29 protein-coding genes are annotated in these 21,665 nt (G+C 33.6%); 22 read left to right on the plus strand and 7 right to left on the minus strand.

Annotated features, from left to right (window positions below; all coding sequences use genetic code 11):
* Positions 1–13 precede the first annotated feature (13 nt).
* Positions 14–631: a hypothetical protein gene (locus BALOs_RS03630; RefSeq protein ID WP_120404295.1), complete on the plus strand. Its 618-nt coding sequence runs from the start codon at positions 14–16 to the stop codon at positions 629–631.
* Positions 632–886: 255 nt separating this feature from the next.
* Here BALOs_RS03630 and BALOs_RS03635 read toward each other — a convergent pair whose 3' ends face one another.
* The 7 genes from BALOs_RS03635 to BALOs_RS03665 form a co-directional block, all read right to left on the minus strand.
* Positions 887–1,249, minus strand: coding sequence for a hypothetical protein (locus BALOs_RS03635; RefSeq protein ID WP_120404296.1), 363 nt, complete (start codon positions 1,247–1,249; stop codon positions 887–889).
* Positions 1,242–1,718, minus strand: coding sequence for a hypothetical protein (locus BALOs_RS03640; RefSeq protein ID WP_120404297.1), 477 nt, complete (start codon positions 1,716–1,718; stop codon positions 1,242–1,244). Before BALOs_RS03640 ends, BALOs_RS03635 begins: the two co-directional genes overlap by 8 nt.
* A gap of 58 nt (positions 1,719–1,776) precedes the next feature.
* Complete coding sequence (locus tag BALOs_RS03645) at positions 1,777–2,880, minus strand: site-specific integrase (RefSeq protein ID WP_120404298.1); 1,104 nt, start codon at positions 2,878–2,880, stop codon at positions 1,777–1,779.
* Between the two features lie 117 nt (positions 2,881–2,997).
* Positions 2,998–3,933: an ATPase domain-containing protein gene (locus tag BALOs_RS03650; RefSeq protein WP_120404299.1), complete on the minus strand. Its 936-nt coding sequence runs from the start codon at positions 3,931–3,933 to the stop codon at positions 2,998–3,000.
* 128 nt (positions 3,934–4,061) lie between these two features.
* Positions 4,062–4,370: a helix-turn-helix domain-containing protein gene (locus BALOs_RS03655; protein ID WP_120404300.1), complete on the minus strand. Its 309-nt coding sequence runs from the start codon at positions 4,368–4,370 to the stop codon at positions 4,062–4,064.
* Positions 4,358–4,573, minus strand: coding sequence for a helix-turn-helix domain-containing protein (locus tag BALOs_RS03660; protein WP_120404301.1), 216 nt, complete (start codon positions 4,571–4,573; stop codon positions 4,358–4,360). Before BALOs_RS03660 ends, BALOs_RS03655 begins: the two co-directional genes overlap by 13 nt.
* Positions 4,574–4,684: 111 nt before the next feature.
* Positions 4,685–5,452, minus strand: a complete 768-nt coding sequence (locus tag BALOs_RS03665) for a hypothetical protein (protein ID WP_120404302.1) — start codon at positions 5,450–5,452, stop codon at positions 4,685–4,687.
* Between the two features lie 145 nt (positions 5,453–5,597).
* Here BALOs_RS03665 and BALOs_RS03670 point away from each other — a divergent pair, with 145 nt between their 5' ends.
* From BALOs_RS03670 to BALOs_RS15145, 21 genes are all read left to right on the plus strand, one after another.
* Positions 5,598–7,082 carry an RNA-directed DNA polymerase gene (locus BALOs_RS03670; protein WP_162929521.1) on the plus strand — a complete coding sequence of 495 codons (1,485 nt, stop codon included), beginning with the start codon at positions 5,598–5,600 and terminating at the stop codon, positions 7,080–7,082.
* A 9-nt stretch (positions 7,083–7,091) separates the two neighbouring features.
* Positions 7,092–7,778 carry a hypothetical protein gene (locus BALOs_RS03675; protein WP_120404304.1) on the plus strand — a complete coding sequence of 229 codons (687 nt, stop codon included), beginning with the start codon at positions 7,092–7,094 and terminating at the stop codon, positions 7,776–7,778.
* Between the two features lie 582 nt (positions 7,779–8,360).
* Complete coding sequence (locus BALOs_RS03680) at positions 8,361–9,323, plus strand: nucleotidyltransferase (RefSeq protein ID WP_162929522.1); 963 nt, start codon at positions 8,361–8,363, stop codon at positions 9,321–9,323.
* Positions 9,320–9,940: a hypothetical protein gene (locus tag BALOs_RS03685; RefSeq protein ID WP_120404306.1), complete on the plus strand. Its 621-nt coding sequence runs from the start codon at positions 9,320–9,322 to the stop codon at positions 9,938–9,940. Before BALOs_RS03680 ends, BALOs_RS03685 begins: the two co-directional genes overlap by 4 nt.
* Before the next feature lie 28 nt (positions 9,941–9,968).
* Complete coding sequence (locus BALOs_RS03690; RefSeq protein ID WP_162929523.1) at positions 9,969–10,907, plus strand: nucleotidyltransferase; 939 nt, start codon at positions 9,969–9,971, stop codon at positions 10,905–10,907.
* Positions 10,904–11,908, plus strand: a complete 1,005-nt coding sequence (locus BALOs_RS03695) for an FRG domain-containing protein (protein ID WP_120404308.1) — start codon at positions 10,904–10,906, stop codon at positions 11,906–11,908. Before BALOs_RS03690 ends, BALOs_RS03695 begins: the two co-directional genes overlap by 4 nt.
* Before the next feature lie 6 nt (positions 11,909–11,914).
* On the plus strand, positions 11,915–12,124 hold the full coding sequence (locus BALOs_RS03700; RefSeq protein ID WP_120404309.1) for a hypothetical protein: 210 nt from the start codon (positions 11,915–11,917) through the stop codon (positions 12,122–12,124).
* Between the two features lie 32 nt (positions 12,125–12,156).
* Positions 12,157–12,615, plus strand: a complete 459-nt coding sequence (locus BALOs_RS03705; RefSeq protein WP_162929524.1) for a hypothetical protein — start codon at positions 12,157–12,159, stop codon at positions 12,613–12,615.
* A gap of 102 nt (positions 12,616–12,717) precedes the next feature.
* Positions 12,718–13,911, plus strand: a complete 1,194-nt coding sequence (locus BALOs_RS03710; protein WP_120404311.1) for a hypothetical protein — start codon at positions 12,718–12,720, stop codon at positions 13,909–13,911.
* A gap of 382 nt (positions 13,912–14,293) precedes the next feature.
* Positions 14,294–14,578, plus strand: a complete 285-nt coding sequence (locus BALOs_RS03715) for a transposase (protein WP_120404312.1) — start codon at positions 14,294–14,296, stop codon at positions 14,576–14,578.
* A gap of 104 nt (positions 14,579–14,682) precedes the next feature.
* The gene (locus BALOs_RS03720; protein ID WP_120404313.1) at positions 14,683–15,012 is read left to right on the plus strand and encodes a hypothetical protein; all 330 of its coding nucleotides are present in this window, start codon (positions 14,683–14,685) and stop codon (positions 15,010–15,012) included.
* Positions 15,013–15,192: 180 nt separating this feature from the next.
* On the plus strand, positions 15,193–15,495 hold the full coding sequence (locus BALOs_RS03725) for a hypothetical protein (protein WP_162929525.1): 303 nt from the start codon (positions 15,193–15,195) through the stop codon (positions 15,493–15,495).
* 6 nt (positions 15,496–15,501) lie between these two features.
* A complete protein-coding gene (locus BALOs_RS03730) occupies positions 15,502–16,221 on the plus strand; it encodes an NERD domain-containing protein (RefSeq protein ID WP_120404315.1) in 720 nt (239 codons plus the stop codon).
* A 34-nt stretch (positions 16,222–16,255) separates the two neighbouring features.
* A complete protein-coding gene (locus tag BALOs_RS03735; RefSeq protein ID WP_120404316.1) occupies positions 16,256–16,453 on the plus strand; it encodes a hypothetical protein in 198 nt (65 codons plus the stop codon).
* 251 nt (positions 16,454–16,704) lie between these two features.
* A complete protein-coding gene (locus BALOs_RS03740) occupies positions 16,705–17,373 on the plus strand; it encodes a hypothetical protein (protein ID WP_162929526.1) in 669 nt (222 codons plus the stop codon).
* A gap of 182 nt (positions 17,374–17,555) precedes the next feature.
* The gene (locus BALOs_RS03745; RefSeq protein ID WP_120404318.1) at positions 17,556–18,080 is read left to right on the plus strand and encodes a hypothetical protein; all 525 of its coding nucleotides are present in this window, start codon (positions 17,556–17,558) and stop codon (positions 18,078–18,080) included.
* Between the two features lie 34 nt (positions 18,081–18,114).
* Positions 18,115–18,564 (plus strand): hypothetical protein, encoded by a 450-nt coding sequence (locus tag BALOs_RS03750; RefSeq protein ID WP_162929527.1) that lies wholly within the window; start codon positions 18,115–18,117, stop codon positions 18,562–18,564.
* Position 18,565: 1 nt separating this feature from the next.
* Entirely contained in the window at positions 18,566–19,291 is a 726-nt protein-coding gene (locus BALOs_RS03755; RefSeq protein WP_162929528.1) for a M23 family metallopeptidase, read from the plus strand.
* A 112-nt stretch (positions 19,292–19,403) separates the two neighbouring features.
* A complete protein-coding gene (locus BALOs_RS03760; RefSeq protein ID WP_120404321.1) occupies positions 19,404–20,024 on the plus strand; it encodes a hypothetical protein in 621 nt (206 codons plus the stop codon).
* A gap of 2 nt (positions 20,025–20,026) precedes the next feature.
* Positions 20,027–21,070, plus strand: a complete 1,044-nt coding sequence (locus BALOs_RS03765; RefSeq protein ID WP_120404322.1) for a DUF2157 domain-containing protein — start codon at positions 20,027–20,029, stop codon at positions 21,068–21,070.
* 236 nt (positions 21,071–21,306) lie between these two features.
* A complete protein-coding gene (locus BALOs_RS15145; protein WP_162929529.1) occupies positions 21,307–21,450 on the plus strand; it encodes a hypothetical protein in 144 nt (47 codons plus the stop codon).
* The last annotated feature ends 215 nt before the right edge of the window (positions 21,451–21,665 follow it).

Genomic DNA, 21,665 nt, shown 5'->3' on the forward strand with positions numbered 1-21,665 from the left:
TTGGTTGCGGTTGATGATGTCTCCAACCGTTGTTTTATTCCATTTTCCACCAAGTGATACACCCGAAAGAACTGCTGATGATGGTGAAAAGCATATCGCAGATGTTAAAACAGTACATGGTTCAGTAATAGAGTTTCAACACTCATTCATTACAAGCGAAGAAAGGTTATCAAGAGATAATTTTTACCCAAAGTTGGTATGGGTCGTTGATGGCCTCCGTAGGAAAAGAGATAAGGAGCAATTTTTTAATGCTCTAAAAGATGGTGTACAGATTACTCCTAATCCAATGCTGATGAAAATATATACCGAGGAAAGCAGGATTCTTAATGAATGGAGTAGTAGTAAGGTTCCCGTGTTCTTTGACTTTGGAGAAGAGCAAAGAATTTGGTGGTTATTGCCATTTAAAGAAGGTGATTGGTCTTACGTTGTTCCTTTCAGTAGACAAAACTTTATAGATTTTAATTTAGGAAAAATGAGAGATGAATTTAATAGCTTTCTAAGAAATTTTATTCAAAGTTTCAAACAGTTATTTAACCGAATAGAAGCTAATAGAAGAAGACAGCAAGTAGTAATAAATTCTAGAAGAAGATTTCTCCCCAATCATGTTCTAAGAAGATCAAGACGTCTTTAATTGCGATCAGTGACTTGCCTACACTTATGATTAATATTAAAATGAACACACCCAAACGTTACACAAAAGAGTAGTGATAACGTTTATCGAAAGTATGGGCCGTCGTGGCTATTTTGGCTACACTTCGCTTTGTGACCTTAATGAAAACAAAGTGTTGCAAGTCTGTCGGCACCTCCACCACATCTCCCTAACTATTTAATATCATTCAGGTTTTTGTGGTGGTTGCCTTGTCGTGTGGCAACGGTGTGGCAGGGGTTAATCATCATTTAATATGTCGTCTAGTGTCTCATCCATATTGTATAGTTTTGACTTTACAGTAGAGTGGAGCTCTTTAAAAGATTGAATAGCTTCAGGTGAGTCATAAGAAGAAGTAGAATGAGTTACAAACTTAATATCAGTATTATCATATCTCATAGCATCTGCTAGTTCTTTTACATCAGTTTGATCTGGGTAGTAATACAAGTTATAATTAGATGTAGTCAAGCTTGTTATTCCCCAAATATATTCTTTGTATTTGAAAAATATTTCATTATCTGAAAAACCTGATCCTTCTCGTGCGTCTTTAATTAGGTCTTTTTTATCAATCATCTTATTAATTACTTTAATTATTTTATCCATTTCTATCTACCTCTGTTCTATCTAAGCCATTTACTGTGTTAAGGCTAAGATGTCTAATTATTTCAAATAACTCATGACCAATTACTCTTTTTTGTGGCTCTGTCAGTGAGTTTGGATTGCTAATATGACTGTCTAACTGTCTTATCAGGTCAGCACATTTAATTTTTAATAAGGGATTTCCTTTAAGTTGTCCTGAAATCTCACTCATTAAATTAATTATTTCATTTCTATTGGCTTTAATTTTATTGTCTTCATCAATTTTAAATCTTTCTAAAGAGTGCAGTTTTGCTCTTAGATCACTTAGTGCTACTTGCTGTGTATAGTTTTTAAGTACATTATACAAACTTGCAAATTGTTCTTTTTTTGTAATAAATAAATATATTACTATGCCTGATGCAAAAATTGCCGTTATAAAATTAAGGTACTCTAGTAACTCTTTAAAGTTTTCTAAGGTTATCAAATTTGACATTAAATAAACTCCTTTCCTGACATATCGGACTGTGAAGAAAAGGAGTTTAGATAAAAAGTTAAAACGAAACAACGTTAGCGGCTTCAATCATAAAATCTTTGTCTAAGTGAGCATAGATCATGGTCGTCTTGATGTCGGTGTGCCCTAATAATTTCTGCAATGTATAGAGGTTTCCTCCATTCATCATAAAGTGACTCGCAAATGTATGCCTTAGATCGTGAAAGCGAATTATTTTTGAAAGGCCTGCAATTCGTTGTGCTTTTTTAAAGTGTCTTTGGTTGATATGGCTATAGGGTAGAGGTTCGCCATCGGGTGTAGAAAAAACGAACTGCGAATTTCGTGTTTTAAGACGATTTTCGAGTATGACCCTTACCTTATCATTCATTGGAATGTATCGGCCTTTATGGGTCTTTGTCGTGTTTCTAAGGCCCTCCCTTGTTAGAGAGCGATTTATGCTAATAAAGCCACCATTGAAGTCAACTCTATCCCAACATAGGCCACAAATCTCGCCAAGTCTTAGTCCTGTGTTAAGAGTCATCTGATAAAAGTCGAGTAAAGGGTTATCTTGATTCTTGTCGATGAATTGTTGTATCTCTTCCTTTGACCAGTAATCAAGTTGTGAAGGATCTTCCTTTAATTCCTTAAAGCCACGAATAGGACTTCGAACTAAGTAATCTAGTTTAACCGCTTCATTGATAACAGTTTTTAAAACCATCATCACTTTATTAACTGTTCTATTCTTTTTGCCTTGCTTGAGAACGTAGCTCTCAAGTTTCTTAGCATGGTGATAGTTGATGTGTTTTAATTTCACTTCACCAAGAACAGGAAGGATATACATTTTGAAATTCGATTTATATCCACGAATCGTTTTCTCTGCTTTTCGACCGATGACATGCTCTTTAAGCCACATTTCTGCAAACTTTTTAAACGTGATTTCGCCGTCTATGTTTATGCCAGTATCGATTATACGTTGCCTTTCAACGAGCATCTTTGCTCGGAATTGGTCAGCATCGTATTTACGGTAAAAAACTTTTGATATACGCTTGCCGTGAGGCATACGAATATCAACTCGGTACTTCTTTTGTTTTTGAGCGTTTTCGCTCGTTTTCGAACACTTTTTGTTCGTTTTTGTACCTTTTTTGTCCTCGTCTAATTTAGCCATTTTTGCTCCTTTTTTTGCAAAAAGGATTTTGGCCTACTGTCGTCCTCATTATTCGAATGTGAAAGAGCACTAGACTTATACCAAATATAGAAAATAAGAAAAGGCCTTTCATACTTTTTACCAACTCTTTTGGAAACTTTTTGTCGTAAAACGTTGCGATTTGTTTCGAAAAAACAGCTCTTTAGCGATTTTGTTATCTATTTTCTGATCTTTTACATAAAAACCTTCATTTTTGTACTTTTTGTAGCTCAGATCATAGTAGTTACCAATGATATCGCCATCGAGACGTGATTTAAGAATTGTTAAGACTCGCTTAGATTGATCTTCGTAATTACAAAAGTTATTCAAAGCATACACGAATGAAGGGGAGTTCATAAAAGCTGAATTTGCACGAATATCTTCAATTGTGAGTTCTTTATCAGGAGCTACGGACTTAGCCTGATGGACAACTCCAATTAGTGGAATTTGATATCTCTGTGTTGAGGCACAAAGTGTTTTGACGAAATTCGCTTGAATTTCGGGGGAAGAGTCACCGAAAGAGCAAGTTGAGAAATTATCAATATAAGCTAATTCAATCTCATACTCCTTCACAAACTTAAAAAGCGAAGCTATCCATGATTGTGGGTCATGAATAGTCGCTTGATCTAAGTCGGATTCATCTAAAAGAATAAGTCTTCGCATAATGCGATTACGTTCTTCAACAGATTTATACTTAAGAGATAACATGGTATCAAATCGTCGCTTAACATCGCCTTTCTCGCCTTCTGAAAGAAAGAGTAGGGTGTTATGACCTCTAACAATATTCTCGCAAGCTAAAGACTGTACAAGAGCTGATTTCCCCTTGTTTGTTCTTCCTAAGAAGACATGAGTATGTCCTCTTTGAAAACCTTTGTGAGCTTTTAAAAACTTATACTTCGTTTTAAAATCTTCTTTTAACTCTTTTATTTTAATTTGATCGAGACTATGTCTCTTTATTTGTTCTTTTGGTTTTAATATTTCTTCGTCTAGCGAAAACCTTATATCTGAAACAGATATCTTTTTTAATCTTTTCATTTTTAAATTCCTTTTTAAATAATTATTAATCTTTAAGTTTTAGTTTTTTAGGAATGTTCAAAATGAGCACTATATTTATTATCTTATATTTATATAGGCATCATTTTGAACACTATATAGTAGTCATTTTAGCCACTATCTATGTTCGGAATGTTAGGTACTAAGAGCTTATAGTCGCTATTTCCTGTATAAATTGAGCCTTTTTTCCACTCTAGAAAACCATTAACCACAAGTTCTTGAATAAGATTTCTTAGCGTTCTATGTGTTCCAATCTTTAAGTCCTTCATGATCTTTTTCTGGCTCGGAAATGACCTTCTCGCATTGCCTGAGTAAGAACGAAACTTAAGGTAAGCATAAAGGCCCATGGCCTTAGCGCTTAGATTCTGACTCTGAAAAATCTCATTTGGGATTTGCGTGAAATTTCTTACCAAAGCCATGACGAATCCTCCTCATCTGCTTTGACTGTTTTCGAGTCAATCCACTTGATAAGTTCGTCTTGTTTAAAACGTACAAGACGACCGATCTTTACGAATGGAATCTCTTTTCGAAATACCGCTGTGCGAAGTCGTGAGACTTTGACTGAGAGGAAGCTAGAAGCTTCTTCGATACTTAATAATGCTTTTACTGGTAATTGAGACATTTAAGTCCTCCTTTATATCGTGGCCAACATCATTGTTGGCTCGTTTATAAAGGTATGACTTAATTAATTGTTCTATAACGGGCAGATCGTGTCTAAGAAATAAAACACGATTTAGATGGCCCTTTCTTTAATGATTTCAATACTTTGTTTTAGGACGGTTGTTCTGTATTTGTTGATACGATTCTCAATACTTCCTTTATTATCGTAGCTCCAATCAATCTTTTTGGAGAATAATTGGTCAAAAAAGTACTTATGAGTAAGCCCCATATAGTCAATATATCTCGACCAATAGTTATTATACTGTTCTTTGAACTTGGCTTTAACGAATACATAGAAGAAGTATTCAAAGAAGTGTTTATTCTTATAATTGATGTAATAGAAATCAGATTTAGCATGACGAGACTTTAGTCCATCGTAATCTATGTGAGTAGGAGTACTTTCTATCAGTTGCTCGTATATGTGCTTATCTAGCTCAAATCCCTTTAAACGCTTATGTAGTATGGATTCTTTAACTTCTTTCGTTGATGGAATATTCATCATATTTCTTCGATGTTTAGTCTTTGAATAATACTTGTTTCCATGAAGTTGTAGGATAGATGATCTAAAGTATCTTAATAGCTTTTCTGTGAAGTCGTTATCATCACCAAGTAATTCAATAACTTTCTCTTCGTACTCTTCTAGCTTTTCGAGATTTGGTAAGAAAGTTTGAAGGTAGTCGTATGTTCTTTGTGAATTGAGGATTTCGTCGATTTCTTCTTGGGTGAACTCGTCTTTTGAGAATAGGTTTTGTAATATAAATGTTGGTAAATAAAGCCTTCCTCTATTTTCTTTAAAATCATGAAATATACTGTTTAATAGCGTTTGATTATGAGCCTTCATAATTATTTATTATCATAAATTCAATTATATCTAAAATTCGTAAAAAGAATATGTACTTGAAATTATATAGGTCTGTAATAATTATTTATATTAATTTAGGGTTCTGTCGATAATGTGTTTACATATTTTTTCAAAGGGAGAAGTCTTGAATTTTAGATCAGTATTAGAAATGAGTTGTGATGATGCCAGAGAGTTCTTCTTAAAGGGAAATAGTTATTTTAATTTTGTATTACCTAAGTACTTTTCATTCAATAAAATCCTCCAGGATATTAGTCTTTTATTAAAGGATAAAAAATTAAAGGATTTTGCGGACTTTAAGATGTTGAAAGGTCTAGATGACTTGAACTATACTTTGTTAGCTAACAAAGATGGAAAGTATTCATGGAGACCATTTTGTATTATTCACCCAGCTCTCTATGTTTCATTAGTTCATGAGCTAACAACGGAAGACAACTGGTCATTTATTATTAAAAAATTTCATGATTTCCAAAAGATTGATAACTCAGACTGTATTAGTATTCCTGTCGAAAGCCTTTCTGACGAGAGTGATGTTGCTGCACAAGTTAAGAACTGGAGTAATGAAGTAGAGAAGAGATCTATAGAGCTAGCCCTTGATTATGAGCTTATCGCTCATGCTGATATTGCTGATTGCTACTCTTCTATATACACACACTCAATACCATGGGCTCTACATTCTAAAGAAGTCGCTAAGGCTCGCCAAAAAGATATGAATCTGATAGGAAATGTTATTGATTGTCGTCTACAAAATATGAACTTTGGTCAAACAAATGGGATTCCACAAGGTTCTGTCTTAATGGACTTTATAGCTGAGATTGTTTTAGGTGCAATTGATGTTGCACTCGAAAAAAAAATATCTAGTCATGGTATAAAAGATTACCAAATTTTACGTTTTAGGGATGATTATCGTATTTTTACAAATAATTCAGTTGAAAGTGATTTAATATTAAAATTATTAACGGAAACACTCTATGAATACAGCTTAAAACTGAACTCTAAGAAGGTTGTTCAGAGTCGTAGTGTCGTTAGTGCATCTATTAAAGAAGATAAGTTTGGTAGTTTCAACTTAAAATTTGTTGAAGAATCAAATCTTAGAAACATCTTAAATTTACATGAATTTTCCAAAAAGTATCAAAATTCAGGAAGCCTAATAAGATTGTTATCTAATTATTATAAGCATTTAAATAATTCTACTGATATTGAAAATATAGTACCTATTATGAGTATAGTTGTTGATATTGCTATTGATAACCCTCGTACATATCCTGTTTGCTCAGCGATATTAAGCATTCTCTTATCAAATGTGGATGACAGCAGAGAGGTATTATTAAATAAAATTGTAAATAAGTTCAATAAAAGTCCTAATAGTGACTATATGCAAATCTGGATTCAAAGAATAGCGGTCGCATGTAAAATTGATATCATTCAAAATGCTCCGTTAAATCGCTGTGTGTTAGGTGAAACTATCAGTATATGGAACAATGATTGGATTAGTTCAAAAGAGCTTAAAGAAATGATTAAATGTTCAAGTATTATAGATGGATGGATCAAAGAATGTTTAACTATAGTAATTCCTGAAGAAGAATACGATATGTTTAATTATGATGAATAAGGATGAAGCTTGAGTAAAGATTATACAGGTTTACGCGCCTTAATTAAAATAGGATCAAATATTAGAATTAATGAGTTTTTGGATGGAAAGATGTATATGTGTCACTTGAGTTTCTTTTCTAAAACTTTACAGTCTGATCATCGGCTTGATCGGAATGAATCTATTATTCAATCCTTCGGTTCTGAAAAGTTTGAAATGTTTTTCAATGAAAAATATATTGGAATTGCTGATAATTTAAAACAATACAATGATGATAAATTATTAAATACTATAAAAATATTTTCGATGACAGGGATTTATTCAATTGAAAACGAATCTAAGAGTCGCTTAAGTAAGAAAGATATCGAAGAGCGATATTACTTAAGCGACGAGTGTTTAAATTTCGGAGAAAAAGCATGTATTATATTTGATGTAGATGAATTCTTCATGCGTTTTAAAGATGCAGTAAAGAAAACTCCATTTTGTGCTAAGGCCGGTCCTATCAAATATATCAATTTAAATGAAACTTATAAGTCTAATTTAAACACTTTTGGTATGGTAAAGGATTCGGCATATAAATATCAAAGAGAGTATAGGTTATCTTTATTTACGAATTGTATGAAAGAAGAAGGCTACATCTTGGATATAGGTTCAATTAGAGACATTGCAAAAGTCGTAGATACAAATGATTTTAATAATCACTTTAAATTTAGATAATTTATTTTTGATAGTGTGGCAAACCGTGTGGCAAACCGTGTGGCAAGATTCACTAAATTTTGAGTCAAAAATTTTTTAAAAAGATTTTAAAATGATAAGTCATTAAATTCTGATTGGTGAGATATTTCTAGGACCGTCGCCATTGGCCGTTTTTCGTGTGGCAGATATGTGGCAAAGTAGAATATTGCCCTCCACACTAGAATAATGAAGGAGACAGTAGGCCCAAATCCTTATGTGATTTTGGTTAGTTATTTGATTGTGGTCTAGTCTTGCCACACGTCTTCTGTTGTAATCGTTGATTATTAGCTCTGTTTGGCCGTTTTGGGCAATCCCACCACCTCCACCAACTGCAACGCTGGACGAACATCAGTTAAGTAGTTGGATATACATTTGAAATTCTTCGATTTTCCCCAAAATTCTCCTAGCATTCGCGGTAAAACAGGTGTGATCACTTGAGAGATCGAACTCCAAAAAAAAATTATTGAACAAAGGTTGACACGATGAGTTTTGCTCCCATCTTAACAAAGGGTTAACTCGATGTGTTCTATCTTCGGAGCATTATCGTATGTTTCCGGAGAAATTATGGAAAATGACAAAAGATTGTCTCTTTTGGGTGATCTACTTTTAAAAAGTTCAACTCCTAGGAGTCGTTGGTCATCTAGGTTTGAAACATGGGCTAAGCCACTAAGTACAACTGAAGATCAAAAATGCCAAAATGCGAAGAAGGTAATCTCTGATGCCTTAGATGGCCATAAGGAGATGGCTGGGCTTAACTATGAAATATGTCCTCAAGGCTCATATATTGCAAATACTAATGTTAGACAAAATAGTGATGTTGATATTCGGGTCCATTGTTCGGATACTTTTCACTATAAGCTTCCATTGGGGCTGTCAGCAAGTGATGTAGAAATATATCCTGCGACGTTAAGCTTTAATACTTATAGAGAGAAAGTTCTGCAGGTTTTAAATGATCGTTTTGGGAGTTCAAACGTTAAAAATGGAGATAAAGCATTTCATATCAGTGAAAACACTTATCGAATTAATGCCGATGTTGTTCCAGCCTTTGATTATAGAGAATATTATTGGGTAGGTTCATCACTTTATTTCAGAACAGGAAGCTGCTTTTTTTCAAAGTCTGACGAATTTATTGTTAATTGGCCAGAGCAAACTTTAGCAAATGGGAAAGCAAAGAACACAAGAACTGGCTATAGATATAAAAAAGTTGTTAGAGTTTTAAAGGGATTAAGAAATGAAATGGAAGAAAAAGGTTACTCTTCAGCGAAATTAATTTCGTCTCACTTAATAGCTTGCCTTGCTTATAACATTTCAGACCGTTTTTACGGAAAAAGTGAATTATATGATGATGTCAAAAGCGTCGTCGGCCAGATTTGGTACCATACTTACCAATCGAATTTAAGCTCTAAATGGACAGAAATAGATGAAATTAAGCTTTTATTTACCTCTTCACGATTATCTAAGGTAAATGAAGTGAAAGACTTTTTCTGGGACTTGATGGAGTATGCAGAGTTGAGGGATGAAAAATGAGTAGAAGTTTAAATTTTAAATGGGCAGTAACAGTAGTCGTTGGGGTTTCAATTCTAATTTGGATAGGGGTTCTTTTTACAAAAGGAATTAATGTTCCAAATAGTTGGAAAGCGATAAAAGAAATTCCAACTGTTATTGGATGGGTTTCTCCTCTGATCGTTATTTTTGTTAAATGGGGATGGCGATTTCCAATCTTTAGAGGGTGGTTAGTTGTTGTTCCTGATCTTAACGGGACATGGAAAGGCATACTTCAAACAAATTGGAAAAACCCTGAAACAGGAGAAATTCCAGGGCCAATTGATGCGTATCTTGTAATTAAGCAAAGTCTATTCAAAATGAGTTGTGTACAAATGACAAGAGAATCAAAAAGTTGGAGCAGTAGTTCAGCTATTAATATTGATTCAGACAATCAGATAAAAACGCTTGATTTTGTTTATACGAATAAACCAAGGGTTTCTGTGCATGAAAGAAGTAATGCACACGATGGTGCATGTTCACTTGATATCATTCAGGGGGAGGAGAGAAAGTTGATTGGTAAATATTGGACAGATAGAAATACTAAGGGTGAAATGGATTTCAGATTTTTAAAAAAAGAGTTAATTGAAACATTTGAATAGAAATAAATATTCAGATAGAGGAGCGGGTTTGAACTCATTCGATGATAAAACAGTTGGTATCTTAGGTGAGCTGCTAGAAAAAGCTCATACTGGAGTTGAGGCAAGATTGAGAAAGTGGGCGAAACCGCCATCTCAAACAGAACAAGAGAAAATTGAGCGAACCGAAAGAATGGTTAAGGAAGCAATTAAGTCCTCAGAGGTTTTAAAAAGTAAAGACATTACTGTCTTTACAAAAGGGTCGTATGCAAATCGAATAAATATTCCTAGTGATAGTGATGTAGACGTTGGAGTAAGACTCAATTCATTGTATTTTAACCAGTATTCGGAAGGCCTAAGCGATGATGATTTTGGATTGGTCGATGCAACATATACATTTAATGATTTTAAAACTGATTTAGCTAAAGCGATTGAAGACAAATTTAATAAAGAAAATGTTACAGTTGGAAGTAAGGCAATCAAAGTTCATTCAAATAGTTGCAGAGTTGACGGAGATGTTGTCGCCCTCGCTGTACATAGAAGGTACACTTCCAAAACAAACTATTACGAAGGAGTTGCTTTAAAAACGATTCATGGGGTAATTTATAATTGGCCACAGCAAAATTATGACAGCCATGTAAGTAAGAATACTAATACCGGTCAAAGGCACAAACCACTAATAAGAATTATAAAAAACTTGAAAAAAGAGATGAGTAGTAAAGGAGTTCTAAGTACTGAAGTTCCTTCCTATCTGATAGAATGTTTATCTTGGAATGTTCCAGACCACCTTTTCAAGAAAGAAAAATATAAGGAAATGACCTTGGATTGTTTGGACTACTTAAGGCTAGCATTGTTGTCGGAAGGGACGTGTAAAGAGTGGGGAGAAGTTAATGAGCTAAAATACTTATTTGGCAGTCATCAATCATGGACACGCTTAGAAGCTTATAACTTCGTGAAAGAAATAAAATCATATCTGGAAGGATGTGAATGATGATGTCTAGCCTTGAGACTTCCAATGAAATGAAGATTAGCTATTTAGAGAAAAATATTAAACTGGAGAACTATAATGGAGCATGCTGTGACCTGTTATCACATTCGATACACGGAAAAGTCATTTCTCCAAAATCCCTTTCAGATTTATTTAAACTTTTAAAGGTTTATTCATTCAAAAATAGAAATAGTGGTGTCATATGGAGAGGACAAAGAGATATTGATTGGAGGATTGATAGCTCAATTGCAAGAAGTGCTCTTCGTGCTGATTTCTTTGGCCAAAAATCTACTGCACATGATTTACGGACAAGAGTTGATCTTTTTGAAACTCAACTACTTGATGAATCAAAAAAATGTGGTTTTCACAATGGGCATAAACGAGAACTTCATGATTTAGAACTGTTGGCATTGCTTCAGCATCATGGTGCAAGCACAAGACTTATCGATTTTTCCTATAATTTCTTTGTTGCATTGTGGTTTGCGATAGGGGAAGAGTTCTTTACTCGAGATGGAGCGACTGATTTAAACACAGGTCAAAGTATTGGAAAAGATGAAAGTTTTAATTTAGTAATAGGCTTAGCTTTAGACGACTCGAATACATATGAGCTTAAGTATGTTGATAGAGAAAAGAGAGTTGGTGATACGTTTCAGGCTTATGGAGATGAAAAAGTATACTTATTTCAGCCGGATTATCTGCTTGAAAGAATGAGGGCGCAGCAGAGTATTTTTGCATTTAGTAATATCTTTGATAATAAAAATCATTCTTTATCCTGTAATTATCATGAGTGGGATTGGGGAAAAAGCAAAATTGAGGAACAATCAGGGATGTTTGCTATTGCAATTTCTGATACTTTAAGAGTTGAGTTATATACGTATAAAATATTTGAAAATATTTTAGGCTATTCAAGAACCAGCCTATTTCCTGAAATTGATTCATTTGCAAAAAGCTTTCAATTTAAATCACAGGTTGTTATGGGCCTTGGTGATTATCGTGTTGAGTAATATCAGTTGGAAAAGGTAAAGGTATGTATTTTATGTGGAAAAGTTGGACGTTTAACGAGAGAGCATCGTTTTCCAAGAAAGCTAGTTGATGAATTTGCTGGAAGCGATAATATAAAGGGCTTTTTTGGTGATGGCAAAAAGGTTGATTTTGAGAACTCAAAAAAAGCAAAAATTCTCAGACCTAAAAAAATATATGTGAGAAATGTAATCATGTAGATAGTCAGCCATGTGATGAGGAGTTCTATCGTTTGATTTTGGGAGCAAGAGAATATTCTCGAAATAACCCATCAAACATACCAATGCCTTCATCTGAAGAAATTGAAGTTATGATGGTTGAAAAACTGGGAAAGAAAGTCTCCTATGATATATCAGATGTTGCAACTACCTTGACTGAAATGCTTTCTTTACGTGAAATAATTATTACAAATCCAAGTGTTAAACTTTATGAAATCAAACGTTTTATCGCAAAGTACACGGCTTGCTACTGTGATCGGCATAATATGAAGATCCCTTCGGTGTGTAGAGATGTTTTCTGCGGCTTGAATAACTTAGATAACATTCATTTTACATTGGCTCATTTTAATAAATCAATGGAGTTTGGTTGTATTGCTACGAGATTACAACATTATAAAAATGAAGAGGGAGAATACTATTTTTATCGCCTTGTATTTGGCCATATCTTTGTACAAATTAAAATTTTTCTTTGATATTTGAATCAAACTTTTTTGAACTTTTTATTAAAAAACTTTTTTTATACGATGTCTTAATTATTCAATACGAATCAGTTTTTTTATGTTTAAATAGATTATATGGACACAACTAAGAAACTTGAAATTTTAGCAGATACAATTCCTCAACTCTATAAATCAGATGCAGGAAAGGAGCAAGTTTCTTTTGTACACGGTGAGACGACTATTTCTAGATTTTCGTTTAGACCTTTAACTCCAGATTTAAAAACTTATAAGAATAATTGTATTAAGTTAATCAAAGGAGCTGAAGAAGCGAACTATCATTTTTTCACAACTAAGAGTGATGAGAACCGACTTCGTGAACTGTTTGCTCTACAGTGGCTTTCCTTAAAAACAGGTATTGAACAAGTTAAATTAATGGGGATAATTGATTATTTCTATAAATTATCGTCACGAACGAATGAAAATTCATTCATAAGTAAAAATGTCATTATCGATCTTGATATTTCTGTCGATACTTCAATTACAAATAGAAATTTGCAAAATTTTAATATTGATAAGGCGATAGACCTTTTAGCGTCAGGACCATTCACCTATCTCTTATGTTCTTGTGATTTAGAAATTTTAGAATTTTCATCAGCGAACTTAAGTGAGGTTATGGATTCGACATCATATAAGTTTTATCCTGAATTTCTACATGTTTTGGCCTCTCTAACCACTGAGAGAAAGGTTCTTTTTTCACTTACAGGTAGAGGGGATTTAGTTGTATTGATGAATGAGGAAATGATTGCTTCAAAGAGAAGGGGGGCCTGGACGGTATATGACCCTAGAACATTTAAAAATTCTATGACTGACATATTGGCAGACTACCGGACAGGTTGCAATATTTATGAATTGCTCTTCGATCTAAGCTATAAAAGACATGGAGGGTTAATTATATTTGACAGTGAAGACAATTTCTCAAACTATATTGAACAAGAAGAAGAGTTTAAAAATATATTTAACCACTTCGTGCCAGACTGTTCTTTTAAAAATACGGTACTACCAGTGTCTGCGAAGAGGCGCTTAATTGAACTTTCCTCGGTCGATGGGGCAATGGTGGTCAATTCATCTGATGGAAAACTTCTTGGTTTTGGAAAAATTGTTAAAACCCATCATGATTGCCCTGGACAACTTGGAGCAAGAACTACTGCAGCTTTTTCTGCATGTCTCTATGGAGGAAAAGCATTCAAAGTCAGCTCAGATGGAGATATAACTTCATATTTTAAGGCAACCTATTCTGGAGACAGAGTTAATAAAATTAAATTTCTTTAATGAGTAGAAATCGTTGTTATTGCATTAGTAAATTTTTCAAGTGGAGGTAGACCTTTTTGAATTTTAATAAAAGCCTCTTTCTTAATGGCTCTACTCGAAAAGTTTAAAATACTAGTTCCTGTGATTACAGTAAAAATTATCGCAAGAAATATCTCAATTATTCCACGCATATTATTTCTCCTTTTTAAGTTCTCTTAAGGTGATAGTGCGGAGCAGAATAAAGGTTCCAGGTGCTTTTCCTTTGCGCTAAGCGTTTCTAGGTTTTTGTAATCTACTTATAAAAAATATATTTTAAACAAAAAGCCTTTTCAATTATATCAAGTTCTTACGTTTACTTTATCGATAATTTACCTTGCATATTACTTATATTTAAGGAGGTGTAATGGGACGAAGAAAAACATTGAGATCTAATAAGTATCCGTATCATGTTGTAGCTAGGTCACATAATAAAACTTGGTTTCCTTTGCCAATAAAGGAGATGTGGTTAATCTATTTAAGTGCTTTAGAAAAAGTGGTAAAGGATTATAAAGTTAAAATATATGCCTTTACTCTGATGAATAACCACTTCCATTTAACGCTTGAAACATCAATGGCAAATATTGATGAAGTTATGTATTGGGTTATGAAGATATCAACTCTTGAAGTACAGAAAAGGCCGGTGTTTTAAACTCAATTTATGGCGGCCGTTATAAATCTTCACTTCTAACTAAAGCAAGCTATAGGGCAAATACTTTCAAGTATATTTTAAGAAGTCCTGTAAAAGCTAATCTTGTGTCTGAAGTTCAAGAGTTCCCTTATTCAGTTTGCGCGCAATTTGGTTGTGAGTTATCTTTTGCTCTCTCTGAAGTTGTTGATCTATTTGAGTTTGATCTATTTAAGACTAATGAAACTCTTGAATGGTTAAATAATAGCTTTAATGTCGATGAAGATAAAAGTATCTCTCAAGGTCTTCTTCGTCCAGACTTTCGTTATGGCAAGGACTCTCGAAATAGAACAGTTAAGCCAGACGTAATTCATCCAATGTACATTAAATACGATAGTCTTTGGGAAAAGATTATCCCTATCGATAAACCGGATTCAAATCAAATTTCTCTCTTTTAGTTATAATAAACCATCTCAGTAAAAACTAGCACTTATTCCCAGAAACTTATGTCTATCTCAAGTTGATGATTTTGTTCAACTTTTCCACTTAATTGTCGATTAATAATTAATACAATTTTAAATTTGGTTACGCGGTATCAATGAAAAAGCACCTGGAACGAGATCTATGGGGGATGAAATATGAGAGTGTTATCAATAGTAACAATATTAATACTAATGACAAGTTGTGCGAACTTAACAGAAAAGGCCAAGAATCTTAGGAAGATTTCTTCTTTATCTCAGGCAAAAGGTTGCGTTAAAGTTGGACAAGTAAACACTTCTTCAGAGAGTAATTCTATTGGTGGGAATCCTTTCTATAATCATAGTGCAGAGGTCAAAATGTATAATATGGCCGCTGAATATGGTGATACTATTTATATTGCTAAGGATCAGCAAAACTTTACAGGTGTTGAGTACCAGGCGATTGTTTTTAGATGTATCTAAAATAAAATGGAAACATCAGTTTTAAGTTTGATTTTTTTGTTCTCTCTATTCTTTGTTTTTTTGCAAAGTCTCAGAGGGGAGCTCAAAACAAGGTTTCAGCTATATTTATTTTTAGATCGGTATCAATATCCTCGATTTCATGATCTGATAATTCCTTCTAGTAATGGAACAACTCAACTTGATCATGTCGTAATTTCAAAATACGGTGTTTTTATTGTTGAGACAAAAAGCCATAAGGGTTGGATCTTTGGTAATGAAAACCAGAAAAACTGGACTCAGGTATTATTTAAAAAGAAGTTTTCTTTTCAAAACCCGCTTCGACAAGTCTACAGACAAAAAAAGATATTGGCTGAGTTCCTAGGTATAGAGGAAAGTAAGATTTTTTCAATTATATATTTTAACGGTAAAAGTCATTTAAAAACTGATCTACCAAATAATGTCATGACCTCTTGTCTTGATACGTACATTCGAAGCCATACTGACCAGTTATTCAATGATGAAGAGGTTTTAGATCTTGTTAATAGAATAGAGTCTTTTAAAAAGAATTCTAATTTGAAACTAGCTGATCACTTAGAGTCTTTACAAAGTAGGCATAATTCAATGGTGACTTGCCCAAGGTGTGGAGGGAAATTGTTGAAGAAAGTTGCTCGACGTGGAAAGAATGCGGGTGGGGAGTTTCTTGGGTGTATGAATTATCCAAGGTGTCGCTTTACCCGAGATTTGTAATCATTGAAATTTAAAACCATGTTAGAATACAGATATGAGAGAACCCAAAAAACTACTTATTCAATTAAAGAAGTACTCAAAGTTTGAGTGGTTGTTAGTAGTTCTTCTTATCGTTTTTGTTTCATATATAAAATTTAGTCAGGCTGAGTCTAAGACTCGCTATCCGGCAGGTTATCCTAGTCAGTTATTAATACAGCATGATTCTAACGGTGAGGTTTTCATATTAAATTAGAGGTCATTTTAAAGAAGTTAAAATACTGGCTTTGGGACGATGCTGAATACCCGCCAGAGCTCTTCATTCCCTTAGGAATGATTCTTATTCCTTTGTTATTTTTCTTAATCGTACTATTTATAAAGTTCATCTTTTAATAAGTTTCAATTAGTTATCGTTCATATCTTGTTTTATTCATAAGTTCCTGATTTTGTTTATCTTTGTGGCATAATATGACGAGAAGAAGTTATAGAAAAATTAGAGGTGGTTTAATGAAGTTAGTATCAGTACTTACGATAATGCTTTTAGCTATAAGTTGTGCGTCTGTTAAGAAAGATTATGGCTATATGGGAGATTCATCTTATAAGAATAAGCCTGTATTGAAAAAATCATTAATTGATCCAGCTAAAGAACTTAGTGAAAAAGATATACAGCGACTTCTTTCCAGTAGGGTTAAGATTAATAAGAAGGTTAATATTGCTGTGACAAGATTGAATTCTAATAATGATTTTCAACGAATTGATGAGGAAGTTGCCCAGCGTTTATATAAACGAAGAAACTGGGGTGCGAAAGCTCAGTCGATTATTCCAATGCCACAACTTTTAATCGAGAGTCCTATTAGTCTCTCAAACTTAAGACGTTCAGCCGTTTTATTACAAGCTGATTTACTTGTTGTGATTGCACCAAGATCTGTTGTGGACTGGGATTTTAACTTCTTTGAAGATAATACGGCTAAGGCCACTACATCTCTCGAAGTCATTCTTCTTGATATACGTACAGGCGTTGTACCCTTTACATCTATCATTACAGAGACTGTTGAACTTAAGAAGATAAATAATGATTATTCGAACGAAGAAATGCTCGAAAGAGCGAGAATTGAGAGTGAGAAGAAGGCCTTGTTTCAAGTTTCAGGTCAAGTCGCTGGTTTTTTGAAAATGTGAAGCTTAAGTTTGATGGATATTACGAATGATAAATGAAAAAAAGAAAATTATTATATTATATATAGTTGGCTATATTGCTTCATTTCCTGTGATCTTAATTTCTTTTCCAACAAATTATGTGTTGCAGATAGTTTATACTTTGGGCTTTCTTATTGGTTTGATTTTAGTTTTGTGGTTTTCAAATGAGTAACACGCTTAAACAACTTATATATTCAACTCCTTTTTTTGTTTCAATTATCTATATTGTGATTATAGTTGGGATAAATAATCAGTATATTGGAAAATATGGACTAGATATTAATTTGCAATTTGATTGGCTTATTTATTCTTTTGCTCTTTCTATTCTAGTCGTAAGCTATATTGATAAGATGATAAGAAAATATCATCCGGACTCTATTTATAGACTTCTCTTGTTCGTTTGTATGTTAGCATCCTTCACGTATTCTTTATATGGAACTACTGAGCTTTTAAATTATAAATTGTCTAATGGTCAGCCTGTACACGCTTTATATATCTTGGGTTCTGGATTCATTAATAATGATGGTGGGGAATGTTTTTATCTTTATAATAAAGCCGATGGTGACAGAGTTTCAAATCAAGCGATATGTAGAAAAAGGTACCCAAATATAAATAAAGGGGACTCTGTTGAGGTCGTTGTTATGGAAGGAGGATTATCTCGTTCTTGGGTCATTAGATATAAAATTTAACTTTAGGTTAATAAGTCGATGATAGGGGATACTAGTGTTACCATTTTTTATGCAGTCATATAAAATAGATGGAATAGAAGTTAATAATGATAGTTTTAATGTCTTAATCTCTAATCGAGAGATATCTTCATTTAGTATTAACTATGATGATGTTTTATTTTTTATGTTTGATAGTAATGGTGGTCGGTTAAAAGCATCTTTTCTAACAAAGAAGGGATGGCTATTTAAGTATGGAACTCCTTTTAAAAAATATGAAATTGAGCCATTCATCAACAATGTTGGGATAGAGAGGATTGTTTTGATTAGAAGATTGGCTTCTATTATTATTTTGAGTCTTTCTTTTTTATGTTTTCTTGTATCGTATCTTTCTAATAATGTATTTAGAGTCGCTTTTATGATTTCGGGCTTTTCATATATCTATGGTTTTTACATTTGTTATCATAAGTTGTCTTGTTATAAGAATGTTGCAGGGAAAGGTGAATGATATGAAGTATATAATTGCAATTATTGTTATCTCAATACATATCGCTGGCTTTCTTTATTTAGATAATGAAATGAGAAGGGATAAGAAGGTTGAAGAATCTAAAGTTGTTCAAAAGAAAGAAGTAAAAAAGAAGAAGGTCGTTGATCTCTCTCGCTGGGGAGATAACTCGGAGACTACCCGCAAGATTAAGCACAGGAGAAAGAAAAAGTCTTTTGCTAGTAAGTACAGTTACTGTCTGCCATTTCGTGGTGGAAATACATTCTTAGTTACACAAATGGAAGGAGTCACTCATAAAGGGATGGCCAAGCATGCAATTGACTTTGGCTTAGAAGAGGGCGCAGAGATTACCGCATCACGAGGTGGAGTCGTTGTTGCTGCAGTAAATAGGTTTTCAGCAAGAGGGCAAACGGAAGATTTTTACGATAAGGCTAATCATATTATTATCGATCATGGTGACGGGACCTTTGGGATGTATGCTCACTTGATGCCAGATGGTCTTAAAGTTGACGTCGGTGATAACGTTAAGACTGGTCAGAGTATAGGTTATTCAGGAGAGACAGGCTATGTTTCTGGAGCACATCTTCATTTCGTTATTGGGTATTATAACTCAGATGGGTATTTAGAAGCACTTCCTGTTATGTTTGAAACCTTGGATCGAGGACGTATTCTATTAAATGCAGGACAAAGGTATCGTTCTTTCAGTAACTGTAGAAATCGTAAAATCTAATTTCAATTAGTTATCGCTGATCCCTTGTTTTATTCATAAGTTCCTGATTTTGTTCATCTTTATGACATAATATGACGAGAAGTAGTTACTCAAAAGTAAAAGAGGATTTAGGATGAATACGAAGAATATTCTAATTGTATTTGGTGCGTTTATATTCATTATTGTTGCTGGGGCCATTGGGTACGGACAATATAAGGAATACGTTGATTCAAAGCTACTCTCAAAAGAAATTTTTATCGATAAAGATGGTAACGGTCTAGCCGATTACTCAGAAGCTCCACTTAAAGAATTATTAAGTGTTTCAGAAAAGATGGAAATTGGGGATGATGCTAAGAAGATTATCAGAACGGGCTTAAATAAAGTAATTCCTGCAATTGAAGATCTCTATACTAGTGATGAGCTAGAGACGAATGCAAAGTCCGTAAAGACTATGAGGTGTTTCTATCGTGAGCTAAGCTACTATCATAAGGAATATCAGCTCGATATGTATCAACTTATGCCATTAGTGAAGTACTGTGATCAAATTCAGTATCCTAATGGTGCTTCAAAAACATTCTTGCAAAAGAAAATTGGAAGAATTGGTGTTAAGTCAAAGATTAATAATAAGTACTGCTTTAATAATGGACTTGCTACTACTGTGAGACCTGAGCTGAAAGGCTTTGGTTTTGGCATTTTGAAAAAGGGTGCAGCGGCCGTTGGTGGTGCTTTAATGATCTTTGGTGGGGATCAGTAAGAATGGTGAAGATTACAAAAGAGGATCTTCATAATGCCGTTGAAAGCGGAATCTTAAAAGATGAGCAAGTCGATGCATTGTGGGACTCATTTACCAATACAACTAAAGTAAATTCAAAGTTTAATTTAACTAATGTCATATATTATTTCGGGGCCCTTCTCATTATTTTTGGTATGGGATGGAGAATGAATCAGGCATGGGAATTATTAGGAAGTCGAGTTATATTTAAGTATGGCCTTTCTTATACAATCTTTTTTGCGGGAGTTGGCTACTTTTTATATCATAAAAAGAAGTTAGAGGTTGCAGGAGGGCTCTTAGTCACAGCAGCTGTTTGTATGGTTCCTCTTACAACATACGGCTTCATTAAGCTTCAAGGTATGTGGCCGGAAGGAAGCAGTTCCGCTTATAACGATTATCATATCTGGGTTAAACAATCCTGGCTTTATCTAGAGATAGCCACCATCGTATTCGCTGCCATTATGCTTCGTTTTATTCGTTTTCCATTTCTTACTGCGCCAATATTCTTTTCATTGTGGTATATGTCGATGGATTTAACTCCTCTGTTATTTGGTAAGAATGAATTTACAATGGATGAAAGAAAGCTTGTTTCAATTATCTTTGGTGCCTGTGTTTTAGTTCTTTCGTATTTAATTGATAAAAGAACAAAGAAAGACTTTGCATTCTGGGGTTATCTCTTTGGAATGTTAGTTTTTTGGGGCGGACTTAGTTATTCAAATAGTGATAGCGAACTTAGTAAGTTTGTTTATTTTGTCATTAATGTCTTATTTATCTTTATATCAGTCTTATTTAACAGAAAGATCTTCATTATATGTGGTGGGATTGGAAGTTTTGGATATCTTGGTCATCTTACACTTAAGGTCTTTGCCAACTTTATTTCTTTTCCAATTGGTGTGAGTATTATTGGCTTAGCGATTATTTTTGTTGGAATAAAGTATCAAAAGAATAAAGAGAAGGTTGATGAGCGAGTTAAGAGTTTGATTCCTGAGTTTATCTTGAAATTAGCTCCGGCCCGAAGGGTAGATTAGTGAGAAATATTACTTTCTTATAAACAACAAGAAAAGCAATGAAAAAGCATCAACTAAAGCATTATGTAAAAATAGATATTAGGGTATTTATGAAGGCTTATCTATAGAGGTGAAAGTTCCAGAAGGTTGGCTGTCGCGTTCTTGGATTGCTCGATAAAGAATAAATTTGGATGATTAAAGCTTAAAGAACGAAAAATTATCCACGATTTAGGTTTGCTCGGAGCTTTTAATTATTTATGAAAAAGAGAATAGGATTTACATTGATTGTAATTGCCACGGTTTTTTGGCTTGAGTACTACACGCTCGGTGGGCTGGGGATCGCTTTTCTCTTTATTGATATTTGTACTACTTGCTATCAATTATCAAATGAAAAAGATTAGGTATGACTTATAATGAAAAATAAAAAAGTATGCTCAAATTGCAAACAAGAGATGAAACTGCCTTATTTCTTAAATAAGATTGAATTTAATTGTGAGAACTGTGGGCAAGATTATATCTTTAAAATTGTACATTCAAAAAAGAACTGGGGATATTTCTTAATTCTTTCTATATGTTATATTTCTCTTCAATTTATATTCAAAAATGAAAATATTAA

It is taken from the genome of Halobacteriovorax sp. BALOs_7 (genome assembly GCF_003612895.1).
In the GTDB taxonomy this organism is placed as follows: domain Bacteria; phylum Bdellovibrionota; class Bacteriovoracia; order Bacteriovoracales; family Bacteriovoracaceae; genus Halobacteriovorax_A; species Halobacteriovorax_A vibrionivorans.